Genomic DNA, 18,452 nt, shown 5'->3' with positions numbered 1-18,452 from the left:
CTATGAACTGAGCTCATGAATAGGGCGTTCACCTGACAATGATGTCATGCCGGGCGCGCATGGCTGAGACTACATGGCGTCTGCCAGAGCAGGGTGCGGAAAGCGTTGCTATGCGAAAAAGGCGCTGATTATCTTTTTAGTGAGATCAAGCTGATAGTCCTGCGAACGAGAGGAGCGGGGGTTTATCCACGCCGGGAGCATTGATCTGAAAATCCCATCAACTATACTGTATATAAACACAGTAATTGATGTGAGAACCCCTTATGATGCTTTACAAGATCGCCGCGCGGCAGCAAAAAACGAATATTCCTTTGTATTTAAACAATATTTCAGCAGGTTTCCCCAGCCCGGCTGCCGACTATGTGGAGAAAGGGATCGATCTGGTGGCACATCTGATCGCCCATCCTTCCTCTACGTATGTGCTTAAGGTGTCCGGGGATTCTATGCGGGACGCGGCGATTATCGATGGTTCCATGCTGCTGGTCGATTTCAGCCTCAAGCCTGCCCACAATGACATTGTTGTAGCCAGCCTCGATGGGGAATTCACCGTCAAAAGGCTGATGCTTCATCCTTTTCCGCATCTGCGCGCTGAAAATCCGGCTTATGCACCGATCCCTCTCAATGAGGACCGAGAAGTCGAGATCGTCGGCGTGGTGACAACCGTTATCAGCATGATGCATCGCAATGTACGCACTCGCTGATGTGAACTCGTTTTACGCGAGCTGCGAAGTGGCCTGGCGGCCCGATCTGCAAGGCAGACCCGTCGTGGTGCTTTCCAACAATGACGGCTGCGTGATCGCACTGTCTGCGGAAGCGAAAGCGCTCAACATAAAAATGGGCGCGCCATACTTCAAACAAAAAGCCATTTTTCAGCAACATAACGTGGTGGTGTTCAGCAGTAACTATGAACTTTACGGAGATATGAGCCAGCGCGTGATGGATACGCTCGAGCAGATCTGTCCGCAGATTGAAATTTATAGCATTGATGAAGCCTTTCTCGATCTTCGCGAGTTACCTCACAACACGGATTTGCACGCATTTGGCAAAAAGATACGGCAGACCGTGGGGCAGCATACCCGCCTGAAGATCGGCGTCGGCATCGCGCCGACCAAAACGCTGGCAAAACTCGCCAATTATGCTGCCAAAAAGTGGACTCAGTCCGAGGGCGTGATTGATCTGTCTGATCCCGCACGCCAGCGTAAACTGATGGCGCTTCTGCCCGTTGACGAGGTGTGGGGCATCGGGCGAAGGACATCAAAAAAACTGCATGATGTCGGTATCGATAAAGCCCTCAAACTGGCCGAATGCGACCTGGGATACATCAGGAAAAACTTTAGCGTGGTGATGGAAAGGACCGTGCGTGAACTGCGCGGAGAACCCTGTCTCGGATTTGAAGAATTTGCACCGGCTAAACAGCAAATTGTGTGTTCGCGATCTTTCGGCACCCGGGTCAGCGCCTATCAGGAGATGCGCGAAGCCATCTGTTTTCACGCCAGCCGCGCGGCTGAAAAACTGCGTGGCGAGCATCAGTTTTGCCGGCAAATCTGCGTATTTATTAAAACCAGCCCTTTCGACAACGGCGGCATTTATTACGGCAACCTCGCCAATACCCGGCTGATGACGCCGACGCAGGATACCCGCGACATTATCTCGGCGGCGTTACGTTGCCTGGATAACGTCTGGAAAGAGGGCTACCGCTACCAAAAAGCGGGCGTGATGCTGGGTGACTTTTTCAGCCAGGGTGTGGCCCAGCTGCATTTGTTCGATGAGTCTCCGCCCCGGCCCAACAGCGATGCACTGATGACACTTTTTGATAGCATCAATAAGAAAAGCAAAGGCACGCTGTGGTTTGCCGGGCAGGGCACCGACCGGCGCTGGCAGATGAAGCGCGACATGCTTTCACCGGCCTGGACCACCCGCTGGAGCGACGTGCCGACCGTGCATGCGTGATGCGGATGCAGCGGCCAGACGGGAAGCCTGGCCGCGGAGAAAAGTCCCGTTACGCCAGTTTCTAAAACTTCTCAATAACCTCAGCTTAACTGGATAAAAAAACACGTCAGGTTCCACTGTCTGCATGAGGGTATTTGCAGATTTACTGCATCAGTGACAGGTCGAATTGCTTAAAAGTATCTCTTACTCTTTTGAATTACTTGATATTTAGCACAGCTTAATCGCATGTAAGTATTTGTACTTTGCTCATTTCAAGCACGCGTTGTTACTATGCACTCCGTTAAGCAAACGCTCTAAAACAAAGTTAAAACCCAGCGAGCAGACTCTGCTACGCTTCACAATGAAATTCTTTGGTTTTGGACGTTTTTTTAACTACATCGAACAGGGGTTTGAGACGGCATATGGTGAATAAAGAATTTATTTCTAATATCCAAAAAATGCATGGTTTTGATTTAAATCTCCTGTTGGTTTTTGAAGTCGTGTTTACCTACAAAAGCGTCACGAAAGCCGCACAAGTTCTTAATGTGAGTCCTTCCGCGATCAGTCAGTCGTTGACCAGGCTCCGCGATTTCTTCTCTGACGCATTGTTTATCCGTAGCGGAAACGGATTAGATGCGACAAAAACCGCAAAAGACTTGCACGTGCATTTGAACACGAACTTCAACCTTCAGCAGTTATTGGGAAGTTTGAACGATTTTTCCAACGTCATGGCAAAGAAAAAAATCGTTATTCATGCCACGCCTTATGTCGCATTGAGATTATTGCCTGCCATTTATACCGCAGTGGATAATGCAGGGCTGAATTGTGAAATTGTTCATATCAGTGCGGATTTAACAGAGAACAGCGCTGAAGATATTTTGACATACAGAAAGGCGGATATTGTATTTGATATAAAACAAAATTATTCGTTCGCTACGATTTCAAAACATCTTTTGTCTGAAAAGGCTGTGCCTATTTGTAGAAAGAATCACCCGAGATTAGGAACGACATTAAGTCCGGAAGAGATGCAATTTGAGAAGTCTACGTTCCTGAACGTAAACTCTGATGGGCTTAAGAAAACCCAGGCTGATATTCAGAATTATTTTAGCAGTCGCAATTTTTTGTTCAGCAGCGGCTCGATGTTCGTGAATGCCAGCATTGTTGAAACGTCGGATATTGTGAGTTTTGTTCCTAAATGGTTTGCGGATAAATTCGCGACCAGCTTTAATTTTAAAGTGCTCGAGTGTTTATATGAGCCTGAGCCAGTAGATTTTTATATGATATATAATAAAAAATCACTTGATGACAGTCATTTTGTAGAGCTTTTAGAAATAACCGATAGATGTAAAGAATCAAACGTATGGAACCCTGCGCAGTAAAGGAACTACTTCAAATAGTCGTTAATTACTGAAGGAATTAATCTATCGTCATCGCACGATAGATCCTTCTGTTATTCAACTCATAAATCAATCGGCAATCACTATCTTCTGTTTTGCTATCTTATTCTGTTTTATTACAGAAGGCATGTCAGCAAAAAAACAGAATAGGATCGGAATCAAATGAAAAGAAAATGTGAAAAAGTCTTTATATTAAAAAAACTATATAAAGAGTTGTCGTCTGCTTGTAAATCAATGCAGCACAACAATATGAATAATGCCTTTACTGGTTCTGAAAACATAACCCGTAATACTCTGATCAGTATTCTGGGTGGCGGCGCACTGCTTTTGGGCGGCTCTGCCTATGGTGCATCTGCCGACTGGACAGGTGCGGCTGATGACAACTGGAGTGAAGCATCAAACTGGTCATTATCATTGGTGCCAAATAGCGCAGGGACCAGTGTTAACTTTATTCATAATGATGCTGTTAAGATTGATGGAAAAACAGTTTCCCTCGGAACGGCCACCAACACGATTGGCTCGCTTTCCATTGCGTCAACCGACATTTCCGCTATGTCGAATTTTGGCATTTCCGGCGGCACACTGAATTTCGATAATCTCGGCTCTGACTCGCTGATTTCTCTTCTGGACAGTATTAACGCGACGATTGATTCGAAAATCACCACCAGCAACAACCTGAATATTACCAATGACAGCACCTACGGCGCAAAACTGACGCTGAATGGGACGATTAATGGCGGCGGTAAAAAATTAACATTTGAAGATGGAACAAATACCAAGATCATTGTTAATGGGGCAATATCTAACGCATCTTCCGTTAATAAAGAGGGTGTGGGAAGCCTGGCTTTAAATGGCGCGAACTCCTTCAATGGTCAGTTTAATTTTAATGCCGGTACCGTTGCTGTGGGTAATAATGCCGCATTCGGAAATTCTACCATTGTTTTAGCCGACGGTGGCGATCAAGAATTCGATGTTTCATCCGGCAGTCGTACCCTTAGCAACCAGGTTACGCTTAATGACGGATTCAGCGTTGCCGGCGCAGGTAAAACGCTCAAATTAAATGCTAATGAAATCGCCACTCTGACAAAAGACTTAAACCTGGAAGCCGGTAATGGCGCAACATTAGATTTCGGATCTAATTTCGCATTGCAGGGTAGCAGTGCCATCAACAAAACCGACAAGGGCACCCTGGTACTTGAATCAAAAAATAACACCTTCTCCGGTGGCCTGAATATTCAACAAGGCGCTGTCGGCACTGGCACAGTTTCCGATACATTAACGATCGGTAATGCCAGTGGCACCAACCATATGCTCGGCACCGGCGATATTGACGTTTCGAGTGCATCTTCAATTCTGAATATTAATACCTCTGCAACAGGCAATGTCGATTTTGCAGGCAGCACCACCAAAATAACAGATGGTGCGACGATTAATGTGTTGGGCGGAGGTACGACTACATTGTCTGGCGGTACTATTGATTTTGGTAATAGTGCAACCAAAGGAAGCCTTCACTCCAGCGGCTCAGTTGTTTTGGGGAATACCACTTTACTTAATAGTAATGGCGTAATACTGGATGTAGGGAAAGACCTGACGATATTGTCAGGTTCTACCAGTGTGCAATCCGGAATAGGCATTACTATGGATTCTGCCTCAGCACAGAACATTAACGGTACGGGTGCTATTACAGGCCTCGGGGCGTTGACGAAGTCAGGAAAAGGCACCCTGACTGTGCAAAGCGGAATAACCGATTTGAGCCTTCTGTCGCTCACCGCGTTAGACGGAACTCTGGATCTGGGCACCGCCAAGATAGCCACCTCTACCGTCAATTTAGGCGGCGGTACGCTTGTCATGAATCAGGCTGATCAGATTTCCCCGTGGATGGATCTTAATTTAGTGCAGGACACTGATTCAACACTGAATTTTAACGGCTATGATCAACACTTCACCGGCGTAAACAGCGGCAATAACAGTTCACTGACCGTCAATATGGGCGGTACAGGGGGAAGCTCCAACCTGGTTGCTTTGGGTACGCTTTCCGGTGCAAGCGATGCACTGCGTATCGGTGGCTGGGAAGGCAATCTGGGTTCATCGCTGGATCATGTCACTGTTGATAACACGCTGACTGCCGATCAACTGAGTTCTGTCTGGTTCCAGGGCTTTAACCAGGGCGCAGTTCAGGTGGGTGACGAACTCCGTCCGCTTGAAAACATGACGGCAGAATGGAGCGGTGCGGCAGGAAGTTCTGTGTGGGGGGACGGCAAAAACTGGGTTGGAGGAGATACCTATAATATTCCTGACCACGCAGGTGCATCTGTCATATTTGGTGCCTCCGCAACCGGCCTCAGCAGCCTGAGTTTAGGGGGCACAGGTCGTACCATTGGTTCATTAACCGTAGGTACTGGCGCAGCTACCGGTTATGCCATGACGGTAAGCGGAGGAGCTCTGATTCTTGATAGCGGCGATGCTAACACGCAAGCGGCTATCACCCTGAGCGATCACGATGGTACGTTGAACTTTAACAGTGTTCAGTTAAACAGCGATACAGTAGTGACCACCGACTCACAAAGGTCAATCGGGGCTGTGGGCGTTGGTTTTTACAGCGTAATGACAGGTGCCGGGCAACTGATCGTCAATGGTCTGGTAAATCTGGGCCAGAGCCTCGATTCTTCTAATTTCAGCGGCGATATCACTCTTCTTTCAAACTCTATGCTTCGACTCGCTAATTCAGTGGGCACCGGCGAGATAACAATTGAAAACGGGGCATCCATTGTTTCCAATAATATCGGGCTAGATTCGATTGCTGTCGTGGATAACGCACTGAATATCAACGGTGATTTCTCGGCGCAAAATATAGATTTCACCCATGCTCAAGATTTCAACTTAGACGGTATTGACAGAACGATCCGTGTAAATGGGCAGGTCACCTTTGAAAGCGGGACCAACTTCACCGGAAATGGCTCTCTGACGTCAGTATCCAATGGCTATGGCGGCGGAGTTTTAAACCTGGAGAGCGCCAATAATACCTTTGGCGGCGGTCTGTTTGTCACGAACACGGGAAATGCCGCGGGAGGGGTTACAACCTCATTAACCAGCGATTTGAATATCGGTCAACTGGAAGCCGGTCATAACTACCTGGGTTCCGGCAATATTACCGTGAGTAACGGCAACAAGGTCACGATAGACAGTCATGGCTATAACACCACGCTCAACGATTCCACACTGACGCTGCAAAACAACGGTGGATTGGATTATTTAGACGGCGGCAATTTCACTCTGGCCAGTGGTGTACTGGACGGCGGGACGGCGAGTAGCAAAGGAACGCTGGGCGTATCAGGGGATCTTATTTTCTCTGGCACGACGCTGGTCAATACACCCAATATCGTTATGAGCAGCGAAGATTCAAATACCATTAGCTCAACGGTTGGCGGCACAATTTCTGGTTTGGGGCATGTCTCTAAATTAGGCTCCGGCACGGTAAAAATTGATGACAGCATCACGGATTTATCTGCCATCGATCTGAATATTACCGAAGGGACAATCGAATTATCCAGGGATAACCAGATCACCTCGTCTACTAATCTGGTGCTTAATGGCGGTGCGCTGGATACCGATAACTATCAGCAAAGTTTAGGCTCATTATCCTTGCTGGATAACTCCACCATTCTGATGGATAACGGTGGAATAACCGTAGCCTCACGTAATAAAAAATCCAATGGTTGGGTCGACGGCAAGATATTAACGCTGGCAAGTTCCAGTGCCTGGGATCAGGTGGGTGGCTCGTATCTGCGCTTCGCCGCGGACCCAACGTTTACCACTAAGCAATTATCTAATGTGGCGTTTACCGGCTATGAATCCGGTGCGTATGTCTCAAACTCGCTGTATAGCGGTTACTGGACGCTATTACCGAATGGCGATGCGACTAACGAATGGAATGGCGCGACGTCAAATTCCGATTACCTCTGGAGTGATGCAGCAAACTGGCTGGCGGGTATCGTGCCTGATGCCGTCGACCAAAGTGCAACCATCCGCGATCTCGATGGCAAGTTAAATGGTAAAACCATCAAGGTCGATGGCGATTATACGGTAGGCCACCTTATGATTGAGGCGGTCGGAAAGGAAAGCTTTACGCTGGGAGGGAATGGCTCTCTTACCTTTGATGACAACAGTGACGCCATCCTGCACCACTCGGGTAACAACATCGTCACTTTCGCTGCCGATGTGCATCTGGCTGATACGCTTAACTATATTGATGATGTTGCCAAAACCGTCGGTTATCTTGACTGGACGGGCGATGTCGATGGCAGCGGTGGCATCAACAAAACTGGCACGGGTACGCTGCGTATTTCCGGCGGGTCGGCAAACTCTTATACCGGCGGGTTCTTCTGGAAAGATGCCTCGGTTATTCAAATTAACGAAGACGGTTCACTGTTCGGCACCGCGGGTTTAACCGTAGGTAACGGCGCCGCCGGCACCTATACGCTTGAATCTCGTGATGGGGATCATACCGTGGACGGGCCGTTAATCATTGACGGTAATCTGGCATTACGTCGTGATACGGATGCCGGCATCATCAGCACCAATGGCGGTGACCTGACATTTACAGGTTTAACAACATTAGCCGCGGGTCAGCATTCCCTTGATGTCGGCTATGGAAGCCAACTGATTCTGGATGGCGATATCTCCGGCTCGGGTGGTATCAGAAACATCGGCTCCGGTACGCTGGTTCTGAATGGCGCTAATAATACCTTCACCGGTGGTGTATTGCTCGATGGCGCTAATGTGGTGGTTGCCCACGACCAGGGGTTGGGAACGGGTACGATCTCTGTCACTAATGGTTCTGTAAGCCATGGGATAACCTATAACAGTACCGGTAAATCTGACTTCCTGGAGTTAAGTAATGAGCTGAATTTAGCCGGCGGCATGACACTGTCAGGCAATATTAACTTCGACCACCAGGGGACCAGTATCGTTTCTAAAGTTAACGATATGGGTGCGAGTAGCGGTTCTCAGGTCGCATTTGGCAAGGACCATATTCTGGATGGTGCCGGTGGGTTTAACTTTGGTCGTATCGGTTCATACACAAACTCCGGCAGCTTCGTATTTCTTGGGGAAAACACCTTCAGCGGCGGGGTTAACGAGGCGTCTGGTCAGCTATATGTTGGCGCGGACTCGGTTAAAGATGCTTCAGGGAATATCATCAGCGGTGCGTTGGGGACCGGTGCGTATACCTCGAACGGTGGCTGGCTGGGCGCTTACAGTGAAACCGGCAGCGGGATCACCTCTCGCCGCATGTCTAATCAGATTGTCCTCGCGGGCTCAAACATCGGTATTACAAGTAGTGGCGATGCCAAAACCCTGATTTGGGACACCTCAACGATCGATTTGTCATCCACGAATATGACTTTATCGAATAACACCACCCTTTCTGTAGAGTCACAGTTTGTCGACAATCAGACGGGTAAACCCAGCCTGCTTGCGATAAGTGGTCCAGGTACTGTGGAATTAAAGAACGGCGACAATCAGATTTCAGCTGGCATTAAGGTCGGTACTTTGTCTACGTTGCTGGCTACAGCAACGGGCGATGTGACGACCGGAGCAGTCGACCAGGGGCATAACTACTTCGGTACAGGCCATCTCAACCTTGATAACGGTTTGACCAAAATTGTCACCGCAGACGGTTCAACTGTTCGCCTTTCTGGTGACGGTATGAGCATGAGTAATGGTGCAAAACTGGTCATTGAGGGGGGCGCGAACACTAACACCGTGTTCGATGGTAACTCAGCCTTTACCGGTACGAATACCACAGGCTCTATCACGACCTCAGGTAAACTGATTAAGAAAGGTGCCGGCACCACCACATCTGTGGGTGCCAGGTTGATTACCCCTGAATTGCTGATTGAACCTGATGCCATTCTGTCCCTGACGAATGCCAATCTGGTCGGCGTTGTCGGAACACTCACTCTTAACGGCGGCACTCTGGCGGTGAACGGTCTTAATCAGACCTTCAGCTCAGCCTCGCAAGTGGTGCTGAACGCTGACAGCCATATCGATTTTGGTGATGGTGCCAGTATCGTTACCGTGGGTTCCCTTAATATGACCGCCGACGGAAAATATGTCGGTCGCTCAGACCTGACCTTAAACCTTGATAACTGGGACGGTAATGCCAGCTCAGGCGGCGGTGCGGATCAGTTCGTGGTGCTCAATGGCCTGACGGACAATCAGAAGATCCAAAACATCTGGTTCACCGGCGGGTATGCGCCGGGTGCGAAAACGCTGATTAACCCGAATGGCAGGATTGAACTGGTTCCAGTAGGCCTGGCGTATGTCTGGGATGATCATACTAATAACGATCTGTGGTCATCCAGCAACTGGACCGATGTCGGCTCACCAAACGGTGCTGGCGATTCGGCGGTGTTTGATAATACTGACGCAAATCTTGATGGCAGCACGATTTCTCTCGGCCGAAATACGACTATTGGGTCTATTTCGTTTGAAAGCGACCAGGGCCAGGCCTTCACGCTGAGCGGGGGCACTATCACCCTCGATAGCGGTGATGTTGATACACCAGCGCTTATTCGTGTCATGAGTAATACTGCGCCAACCATCGCTTCACAGATTCTTTTGCAAAGTAATCTGAACATCTCTGAAGTGGATGCGCTCTCGGTACTGAACTTAACCGGTACGATCAGCGGTCCGTTTGTCGGTATTACTAAATCAGGCTTCGGTACTCTGGGTCTGATGTCTGCCGATTCAAACTACACCAACGGGACAACCATTGAAGGTGGCCTGCTGCAAGTAGGTGCATCCAGTTCACTGGATCAGTATGGCCGTGTGCTGAAAGGGCCTGCAGGTCTGGGGGTGTTGACCCTGGCAAGCGGCACCAGTATCGAAGCAACCGGTGGCAATCAAACCTTACATAATAGCGTGGTATTCAACGGAAACGTGGGTGTCATGGGTGCCAATACCCTGACGCTTCAAGGCTCTCAGGGGGGTGAAGGCAAAATCGCGTCGGCGACGACGTTGAACGTGGCTGATGCGGCTGGCGCACTGACATTTGGCAGTGATCTGTTGCTGACCGGCACCGAGAACCTGACCAAAACCGGTTCGGGTACGGTTAACTTCAATTCCACGGCCACCAATTTTAGCGGCAATGTTCTTGTTAATCAGGGCAGCGTCGGTATCGGCACCAATAATGGCTTTGGTCAGGGATCTGTTTCTCTGGCGAACGGCACCACTCTGGTTGCCAACACCAACGGGCTGGCGGTCGATAGTAATATTTCCCTGGCTGCAGGTACTGAGTCCATCAACAGCGGTGCTCATAATCTCACCCTGACCGGCGACATTACTGGCGCAGGTAAGCTGAACAAAACCGGTAGCGGTACGCTCACTCTGGACACTGTCTCCACCTACAGCGGCGGCACATCCGTGTCCGAAGGCGCTGTGGTCATGACTAACAATGACGCAGCGGGCGCAGGCAATATCAGCATCGCATCAGGGGCAGCTCTGAATGCTAATTTCTCAGGCGATACGCTGAGCAATGTGCTGACAGGCGCCGGTACCCTGAACATCAAGGGTACTGATGTGAAGGTTGCTGCGGATAACTCCGGTTTCAGCGGTGTGCTGGACGTTAATGACAATGCTTCTGCCATCGTGAACGATGCTGTAAGCCTCGGGCACGGCAGTGTGGCACTGAGCGGCAACGGCGAACTCACGATTGCTCCGGCAGATGCAGATTTCATCTTTGATAATCAGCTTTCTGGTTCCGGTCTGCTGACCGTCGATTTGGGGGGTACCGATCACCAGTTCAACTTTGGTGCAAACACCGGCTCAGCCTTTACCGGTACAGCGGATATCGCTCATGGTATTGCGAATCTGGATGCCAACGCATCAACCGCGTTAGCTAACGCAACGCTGAAGCTTGAAGCAGGCAGTAAAGCAACCATGACCGGTAACGTCACGGCAGGTAACACGACGCTGAACGGTGGCAGCTTGCTGACCACGATGAACTCATCAGGTGTGATCGATGGGAAAATCACCACCAATACGCTCACGCTGAACAGCGGTTCCGTGCAGCTGGATCTGGCAGCAATGAATTCTGCTGCGGGTCTGTTGCTGGCCGATGACGGTGTGACGAATCAGCTGATTGCCGCCACCACCATTGCCGGTGATGTTAAAAACCTGCAAATGGTTGACGGCAAAGGCGCGGTAATGGGTGCTAACAGCGTACAAAACATTACCCAGGGTGGGAATGTTGTCGCGAAAGGCAACTACAGCGAATCTCTGGCAAGCACCGGCGCGGGCGGCAACGGACTCTACGTTTCCTACCAGCTGGATCAGGTTGATCTGCAGGATAATCAAACGCTGTCTCTGAACGAAGGTACAGCAACCAACACGGCTGCTGAACTGAAAGCCAAACTGACAGGCGCAGGTAACCTGGATATCGCGGCGACCAATGCCATCACGATTTCAGGTGTTAACAATACTTATACCGGCACGACAACCGTTTCATCCGGCACCGCGAAAGCGGGTGGCGTGAATGTCTTTGCCAGCAGCAAAGCCGTTGATGTTAAAAAGAATGCCACGCTCGATCTGAACAGTAACGCGCAGCAGCTGAATAACCTGACTGGCGCAGGTACCGTACTGGTGTCTGCAGCATTGACGGCCAACAACACCGCAGACAGTACCTTCAGTGGTGTACTGAACGGAACAAGTTCATTAACCAAAACCGGCAGCGGCAAGCTGACCCTTTCCGGCGACAACACGCTGGGCGGCACCACGCAGATTAATGCGGGTACCCTTGCGTTGCAGAGCAATAAATCGGTGGGTACTTCGGCGGTTTCTGTCGCTGCGGGTAGCAAACTGGATCTGGCATTTAGCAAGCTTGGCTTCAGCAACACGATTGCCGGCAACGGCACAGTGGACATTACGGGTACCGATGTTGGCCTGACGGGTGTCAATACGCTGGCAGGCATGTGGAACATCGTCGGTTCCGCGGCTGTGACTGCGATGAACAACCTCGGTACTGCGGGCGTTAACCTCAGCAGTGCTGCGAGCATACTGAATGTCACGCCGGCAGCGGGCAATATTGCCTTCGGCAACAAACTGACCGGAAACGGTACGCTGAATGTGCAGCTTGCTGACAACACGAAATCGTTTGATTTCACCTCAGCAGCGGGCAACGCCTTTACGGGTACTGTCGACCTGAAACAGACTTCATTTGCTCTGAATGGCGACAATACCTCAGCGCTGACAAATGCCACGCTGAAGGCCGACAAGGACTCCATTGTGACGGTCGGCAGCGGCAATCAGCAAATCGGCGGTCTGACATTTGCCGGTGGTAAAGTCATTTTCGATGCCACTATCCCGGCTCAAACCCAGGCTAACGGCATTATTACAGCCAAAAACATCGACATTAACGGTGCAGGTACCGTGCAGGTAACGACGCCAACGTTGATGCCAACGGCGCCATCCGCAGGCGGCAACACCAATATTCTGTCTCAGGATGACTCAGGTGCTATCACTAAGCTGGCCGGTGCAGGCTCCATTACCGGTGCAGGCGGCGCGCTGACGCTCGTTGATCAGAACGGCAAGGTCATCAGTAACGGGCAGTCCATTGATATCTCCAGCGGCGGCAAAAAAGTTGCAACAGGTATTTATGATTACCGCCTGAATACCGGTGATAAAAATGACGGCATGTATGTCTCTTATGCTCTGAAAAGTGTGGATGTTATCGACGGCGAGACGTTGTCTCTGACGCCTGATACCAGCGCAAGCGGTCTGGCAACAGACATGTCGGCCACCATTACCGGCAAAGGGAATCTTGATATTTCCGCCGGTGCGGGGCACACGGTGTCACTGACCAACGCATCTAATGCTTATACCGGGAAAACAACCGTTACCACCGGTACCCTGGCAGCAGGTTCCAATAACGCATTCGGTAAGACAAGTCTGCTGGATATCGCCGCGGCGGCAACAGCAGATCTGAATGGTTACAACCAGACGGTAGGCAGCTTCAGCGGTGCGACAGGCTCTACGCTCAATGTTCACGGCGGGACATTGTCGATGACCAACGGCGGGACCTCTGACGGTGCATTAACCGGTGCAGGTCAGCTGAATGTTAATGGCGGTGATTTCTCAGTGAAAGGGGCTAACACCTCTCTGAGCTCGAATGTCTCTGTCGCTTCCGGCGCGTCTGCAACGCTAAACAACGTGGCAGGTCTGGGTAACACCGGCACCGTCACCACGGCGGGCAAACTGGAACTGAACAATGCGTCTGGCGTAATGGCGAAAAACATTGCCGGAAGCGGTTCTCTGGATCTGACGAATGGTTCAAACGTCACAGTAACCGGAACTAACACACTGTCCGGCGCGATTAACATTGCGGCTAATAACTCCGTGACGGCGTCACGTGCAGCCAACCTTGGCACAGCGACCATCAACAACACCGGCGGCTTTATTCTGGATACCGCCACCAACTGGACATTCACTAACGCCCTCACCGGTGCGGGTCTGTTCACGAAAAATGGCACAGGTAATTTGACCATCAGCCGCGCGAATAATCGCACCGGCGGTACCAACATCGCCGCAGGTAAAATGACCCTGACCGATAAAGGCGCTCTCGGAACGGGTGTGGTTAACGTCAATACCGCTGCCGGAAACAGTGCGCAAGGTCTGAACCTGGCGTTCGGCACGGCACAAGGATTCGCCTCCACGCTGGCAGGTGCGGGTGTGACGTCAGTCACCGGCGCAGGTACAGCAACGATCACGGGCGCAAACTCTGCGTATACCGGTAACTGGAATATCAGTGGCAAAGCGGCAGTCGATGCGGCAGCTACCACGTCCGGTCAACACCTTGGGACGGGTGCCATTAACCTGGTCAGCGGCGGTGCACTGAACACGGATACCACAGGGGCATTTGCTTTCAACAATCTGCTGACCGGTAACGGCACGCTGAATGCATCGAATGCGGGTAACGCATTCTCCTTCGGCAGCGGTGCAGGCCATGCGTTCACCGGTACTGTGGCGCTGACGGATAACACCTTCAGCTTGTCTGGCGACAATACCGCGACCCTCGCCGGTGCAACATTGTCGTTAGGTGCCGGCAACGTGACCACGGTGGGCAACGGTGTGCAAAACATCGGTAACCTGACGCTGGCGGGTGGTCGCATTGATTTCAGCAACACCACCATCCCGACGGATATCGTGGCGAAAGGCAGCGTTTCAACCGGCGTACTGGATGTCACGAAAGCTTCTGAAGTGAGCATCAGTGCAGCGGCGGCGGCGCAGGTCATTAACCCGGCACCGTCAGGCACGTTGAATCTGATGTCTCAGGACGATGATGCAAAACTGAAACTCATTGACTCCACCTCGATAGCGGCAGGCTCCTCTGTGGGCAACCTGACGCTGGTCGATGCGCAGGGCAATGCGATCAGCGCAATGAACATCAATGACATCATTGAAGGCGGAAACACGGTGGCGATCGGTACTTACGATTACACCACCAGCTTCGGTGATACCAATGATGGCCTGTACGTGGGTTACGGCCTGAAGAAAGTGGATCTGCAGGCGGGTCAGTCCCTGACGTTGACGCCTGATGCCGGTGCCGCCGGTGCCGCAATGGACTTCAGCACCCAAATTACAGGTACAGGTAACCTGGCAATCAACGCTGGCGTGGGTCGTTCGTTGTCGCTCTCTAACAACATGAATGATTTCACCGGTGAAACGGTTGTTCAAACGGGCGACTTAAAACTTGCTGCAGACGATGTGTTGGGCAAAACCGCCAATCTGGCGATTGACGGAGGTGCATCGGTTGATATGAATGGCCGTTCACAAACCATCGGCGCGCTCGCTGCGTATACCGGCAGCGTACTGAATCTCGACGGGACACTGACAATTTCTGACAGCCAGCGTTCTGCGGGTGATGTATCCGGTGGATTTGCGAGCGATAACACGCTGTTCGGCAACGGTAAACTGGTTATCGATCCTTCCGTCATGAGCGTAGCGGGTACTCAGCTTGGCTTTACCGGCCAGATTGATGTCACCGACGGTTCACAACTGTTCCTCAATACCGCCGAAGCGTTTAACAATGCGCAAGGTATTACGCTGACCACTGACAGTGACAAAGTGACATTCGCTAACCTGTCAGCGCAGGACGCGTCCTGGACTTCCACACCAGATGGCATCACCAGCGTTGGTTTCTCTGGTCTGGGAAGCGTTGAACTGCGTGATGGCTCGAATATAGCCTTGACCGGTGACAGCTCGGCCTTCGAAGGACAGTTTGATGTTGCGAAAGACTCAACGCTGACTGCTGATGAGTCGAAAAATCTGGGTACCGCAGACCTGCTGCTGGATGGCACATTCAACGCCAAAACTGAAACTGACTGGACATTCAGCAATAACGTGACCGGTAACGGTGAGTTCAACAAACTCGGTTCAGCGACGTTCATGGTGGACTCCCAACTGAGCGGTTTCAGCGGAAATACCACCGTCAGCGATGGCGTGATGATGCTGGGTAACCGCACATCATCAGCTTCAACGATGGCGGGTGACCTGAACATCAATGCGAACGGTACCTTCTCCGGTATCGGTGCGGTGAATGGCAGCGTCAATAACGAGGGTCGTATCGTTTCTTACAACGTACTGCCTCTGGTTAACGGCGGCGGTGATAGCGCAGTGTCTAACCTGACAGTGGGGTCATTGACCAACAGCGGTCTGGTGCAACTGGCCGGTCAAAATGTCGGTAACTCCCTGACGGTTAAGGGCGACCTGATCGGTGCGGGCGGTACTGTTGCCATCAATACCGTTCTGGGTAACGACGCCTCCGCGACGGATAAACTTATCCTGGATGGCGGTAAGACCACCGGCACAACCTCTCTGGCTGTCTTCAATAATGGCGGAGCAGGTGCTAAAACCGATATCGGCATTGAAGTTGTTGACGCCATCAATGGCGCAATCACGGAAAACGGTTCATTCACGCTTTCTTCACAGTCAACGGGCTATCGTTCTACCACCGGTACCCTGGCGATAGGGGCCTACGATTACGGTCTGGTGCGTGGCGGCAAAGGGGGCGATGCAGAAAGCTGGTACCTGAGCTCAACCAGCACAGAAGCTGAAGACGGTAATGAAGGTAACGAGGGTGATGACGATCAAGGCGGTGATGACGACAACAACAATAACAGCAACGCAGGTCTGCGTCCGGAAGCCGGGGTCTACGCAGGAAACATGCTGGCAGCTCAGTCCATGTTTGAAATGACGCTGCACGATCGTGAGAGTTATAACCGCTCAACTGGTCAGAACGGCGTTGAAGATGAGCATGCAAGTTGGGCGCGTGTTACCGGCAGCCACTCCTCAGGGAAAATGGCGAATGGCGCACTGTCAAACTCTGCGGATATATCTTCTGTCCAGATGGGTGTTGATCTGCTGAGCAAACCGGATACGCAGTTCGGTTCAGTGTATGCCGGTGTCATGGGCGGCTGGGGTTCTGCTAAGACCTACGCCAAAAAAGATCAAGGCAATCACATTCACGCCGATGGCTCTGTAAGTGGTTACTCAGCCGGTGTTTATGGCACCTGGTATGAGAAAGACAAAGATCTGGGCGGCGCCTATGTTGATTCATGGATGCAACACAACTGGTTTGATAACAGCGTTCATGGCTTCGGTTTACCAGAGGAATCGTATGGTTCTCAAATGGACACCGTTTCAGTGGAAACTGGCTATGCTATTAAGCTGAGTGATGATGAAAACACTAAGATTTTCGTCGAACCTCAGGGCCAGTTGAAATATTCCTCTTACCGTTCAGACAACCATACAGAAGTCGGTGGGACGAAAGTGAGTACAGAGGATGCGGAAGGTGTTACCGCGCGTGCAGGTGCTCGTCTGTATGGCGTTCATACGCTGAAAGGTGGTCAGACGATTCGACCGTTTGTTGAAGTCAACTACTGGTACACACAGAACACCGGCACAGTCGTGATGAATGACGACGCGATTAAAAGTGGAGCACCAAAATCGTACGGAGAAGTGAAGGCAGGGATTGTCAGTGATGTGACGAGAAACCTGCAGGTCACGACGCAGGTCGGCGGGCAGTCTGGAGATAATGACTTCACCTCATTGTCCGGCCAGATCGGTATCAAATACTCCTGGTAAAGCCATTTTGTAATATCAGGAACAGTGCCCGGTTGAAATCCACCGGGTACTGTTCCCCCGAGCATTCATTAATCTCACCGCGACGCTTCGCGTGTGGAAACCCTATTACTTACTCCCGGGCCTTGCGCCCACAAGGAATTAAAATGTCTACAACAATGCTTTTCTATAAAAACGTTACTGCACTTTCCCGTGATAGCCATAAGAAGTTAAAACTCGATCCCGTCAACGGGTTTGATATGGCAGCGAATACCCATTGGTTACCGGTTGTTGGTGGAGAGTTTTATCAGGCATCCCCGCATTATCCGATTGTATTCGCCGCTGAAACCAAAGAGGGGAAAGAAATTATCACCCCAATTCTGCTGTTAGGCCTTGAAGCAGGTCATAATGATTATGTGGCTAAGGATATGAGCTGGAAGGCCGGGACTTATTTACCTGCCTTTGTACGTCGTTATCCATTCGTACTGGCATCAACAGATCAGGAGTCAAAAGACTTCACTATTTGTTTTGACAAAGATTTCGCGGGCTTCAACGAGAAGAAAGGGAAAGAGCTGTTTAATAAAGACGGCTCAAACAGTGAGTTCCTGGATGAGACAATCAAATTCATGAATGGATTCACGGTTGAAATGGAGCGGACGAAAGAGTTCGTGGCGCTGCTGAGCAAATTCCAGCTTCTGGAAAAACGTAATGCAGAAATCACCAGCAGCACTGGCGCATCCTTTAAAGTTCAGGATTTCCATGTTGTGAGTGAAGCTAAACTGGCAAAACTGACCGGTGAAGAACTGGTTGAGCTTAACCAGAAAGGCTATTTGGGTTGGATCATTGCTCATCTGATGTCATTGGCCAATCTGCCAAAACTTCTCGATATGCATTTGGCGAATCGCAAAAGCGCTAAGTGAATTAAAGAAGCGTGAGTCATATATTTCTACTATCTGAACAATAACCTGCTTAAGCTGTGTTAAATCGACTCGTGGAGTCCGCGCACTC

5 protein-coding genes are annotated in these 18,452 nt (G+C 50.7%); all 5 read left to right on the top strand.

Going from position 1 to position 18,452, the window contains the following annotated elements; genetic code table 11:
- The first annotated feature begins 263 nt into the window (after nucleotides 1-263).
- The 5 genes from umuD to ABSH60_RS23135 all read left to right on the top strand — a co-directional run bounded on the left by umuD (nucleotide 264) and on the right by ABSH60_RS23135 (nucleotide 18,364).
- The gene (gene umuD, locus ABSH60_RS23155) at nucleotides 264-701 is read left to right on the top strand and encodes a translesion error-prone DNA polymerase V autoproteolytic subunit (RefSeq protein ID WP_056772519.1); all 438 of its coding nucleotides are present in this window, start codon (nucleotides 264-266) and stop codon (nucleotides 699-701) included.
- Nucleotides 685-1,950 (top strand): translesion error-prone DNA polymerase V subunit UmuC, encoded by a 1,266-nt coding sequence (umuC, locus tag ABSH60_RS23150; protein WP_390976418.1) that lies wholly within the window; start codon nucleotides 685-687, stop codon nucleotides 1,948-1,950. Before umuD ends, umuC begins: the two co-directional genes overlap by 17 nt.
- A gap of 401 nt (nucleotides 1,951-2,351) precedes the next feature.
- Complete coding sequence (locus ABSH60_RS23145) at nucleotides 2,352-3,308, top strand: LysR family transcriptional regulator (RefSeq protein ID WP_056772515.1); 957 nt, start codon at nucleotides 2,352-2,354, stop codon at nucleotides 3,306-3,308.
- 267 nt (nucleotides 3,309-3,575) lie between these two features.
- Nucleotides 3,576-17,468 carry an autotransporter-associated beta strand repeat-containing protein gene (locus ABSH60_RS23140; protein ID WP_390976416.1) on the top strand — a complete coding sequence of 4,631 codons (13,893 nt, stop codon included), beginning with the start codon at nucleotides 3,576-3,578 and terminating at the stop codon, nucleotides 17,466-17,468.
- 143 nt (nucleotides 17,469-17,611) lie between these two features.
- Nucleotides 17,612-18,364: a SapC family protein gene (locus ABSH60_RS23135; RefSeq protein WP_390976414.1), complete on the top strand. Its 753-nt coding sequence runs from the start codon at nucleotides 17,612-17,614 to the stop codon at nucleotides 18,362-18,364.
- Nucleotides 18,365-18,452 lie beyond the last annotated feature (88 nt).

The sequence above is a fragment of the Rahnella sp. R3(2024) genome, from assembly GCF_042920125.1.
In the GTDB taxonomy this organism is placed as follows: Bacteria; Pseudomonadota; Gammaproteobacteria; order Enterobacterales; family Enterobacteriaceae; genus Rahnella; species Rahnella rivi.
The sequence above is the reverse complement of the archived record's forward strand: the minus strand, read 5'-3'. Positions and strand labels throughout refer to the sequence as shown.